The sequence below is a fragment of the Odoribacter sp. N54.MGS-14 genome (assembly GCF_000980295.1).
Classification (GTDB): Bacteria; Bacteroidota; Bacteroidia; order Bacteroidales; family Marinifilaceae; genus Odoribacter; species Odoribacter splanchnicus.
In genome coordinates this window covers 1-2,155 of sequence record NZ_LARL01000134.1, presented here as the reverse complement: position 1 = coordinate 2,155, position 2,155 = coordinate 1, and the positions used below count along the sequence as shown (strand labels likewise).

The window sequence follows — 2,155 nt, the reverse complement described above, 5'->3', positions numbered from 1 at the left end:
GGCCCCGTCAAAACGGGCATTCAAATTGAACACGTACTTATCACATAACGTATAAGTCAAGGCACCAAAGAAAGAAGCGGAACGGTCCTGAGCTTCTGCTGTTCCAATTAACCCACTCAAGGAATTTTTAATATCGTTATAGGAAATATCATCCGAAGGAAAATCCGGGAAAGCAATAAACCGATAATAATCATTGAATTCCGGAGAACGATGATAATTGTTATAAGACTTACTACCGGACAATTCCGTACCTACAACCAATGAAAAAGCGTGATTTTCCAACTTGTTATTATTATAACTGATCAGTCCCCGCAAAGCAAAAGCCGTTGAACGTCCTGATCCTTCTTTCAAATAACCGTTATTGTACTTTTCCGGAAGTTCCCCACTAATTGCACTGGAAGTAAAACAGTTAGAATAAGACGTATAGGTCCCGGGGGCAGCCCAAGCCTCTGTATTGTTGGTACTATACGTAAGCGATCCATTTAAATCCACACTCAAACCTTCCATTACCTGATAATTCATCCCTAAACGGGCAGAAAGATCGGAAGCGATGGTCTTATTCTGAGTTTCATTCAATTCCCGTAAAATATTAAATTGGTCATATATATTGCCATAATGGATCGAGCTCCGGTTATCGCCCAGATAAGTAAAATCCGCCGCATAACTACCGTCTTCATTGAAAGGTTTCTCGTAAGGATTGGCGAATACGGCATATTTGAAGGGATCTATGGAAGAATTATGATCCTTACTTTCGCGGAAATTCCCGTTTAGTTTAAAATTCATCTCAAAATTTTGGGCCGGTTTATGGCGGATTTCCAGACTGGCTCCCAGATTATCATACGAATTGCTCTTTAAAATTCCGGACTGGCCATTATAGTTAATAGATGCATAATAATTGGTTTTCTCCGTACCTCCGCGCATAGACAAAAAATGGGATTGTGAAAAAGCTTTACGGAAAATCACATCGAACCAATCGGTATTGATCTTGCGCAATTTATCCAGCTCTTCCCGATACTGGCTTTCTGTATATCTTCCCTGCATGTAATAATCGTATATTTTACCGACCAGTCCCCCTTCCCATGCCCTGGAAAAATCTTTCATCAAAGAAATCTCAAAATCGATTTTTTCGCTGCTGTTCATAAAATCCAAATCGATACGGGGAGCTTCTACCATACCGAAACTGCCGTTGTAGTTAAATGTCGCCTTCCCTTCAAAACCACGTTTGGTCTTGATCACAATCACTCCGTTGGCTGCACGTGCTCCGTAGATGGCCGACGCAGCAGCATCTTTCAATACCGTAATCGATTCAATATCCGTTGGAGCGATATTACCGATCCCATGATCCAGTATCGATTCCTGAATATTACCGGCATTTACCACATTAATCGAAGCAACTCCTCCTTGCAAAGGCAAACCATCCACCACCCACAACGGTTCTTTGTTACCTGAGATCGAATTGTCACCCCGAATCCGGATATTGGCCCGGGTTCCGGGAGCTCCACTGGTTGTATAAGAGTACAAACCGGCCACTTTACCTTCCAAAATCTGATCGATACTTTTGAAAGAATTGTTTTCAATCTCTTTAGCGGTAATCACAGTAACAGATCCGGTCACCCGGTCGCGACGGATATCCTGATACCCGGTTACCACAACCTCATCCAGGTTACTACTCTCTTCCGTCATCTTTACATTGATTTCCGATTTATTAGCCACTGCAATTTCTTGAGTCTTCATGCCGATAAAAGAAAAAATCAGAACGGCATCGGAAGTTGCAATCGGTAACGAATAAACTCCGGAAGAATTTGTAGAAGTCCCTACAGCTGTACCTTTAATCTGAATGGTCACTCCCGGCAGAGGATTATCCCGGTAATCCGTTACCTTCCCGGAAATGATTTTCGCCTTTATAGTCTGCGGAAGAATTTCCTGTTTTTTGACAATGATCACTTTTCCATCACAATCATAAGTCAAAGCTTTTCCGGAAAAAACTTTGTTCAGCACATCGCTCACCTTTTCATTCTGCGCTTGTACACTGACATTAGCCAGGCCATCCAATTGTTCTGCATTATACAGAAAACGCAAACCTGTTTGTTCTTTTATCTGATTGAACAGTTCATATAAACTGACATTTTTCAGATTCAACGTCACTTGTTGCTTT

1 protein-coding gene is annotated in these 2,155 nt (G+C 41.7%); it reads right to left on the bottom strand.

Annotated elements, in window-relative coordinates:
- On the bottom strand, positions 1–2,155 hold a 2,155-nt coding region (locus WS42_RS14525), incomplete at both ends, for a SusC/RagA family TonB-linked outer membrane protein (protein ID WP_046451346.1).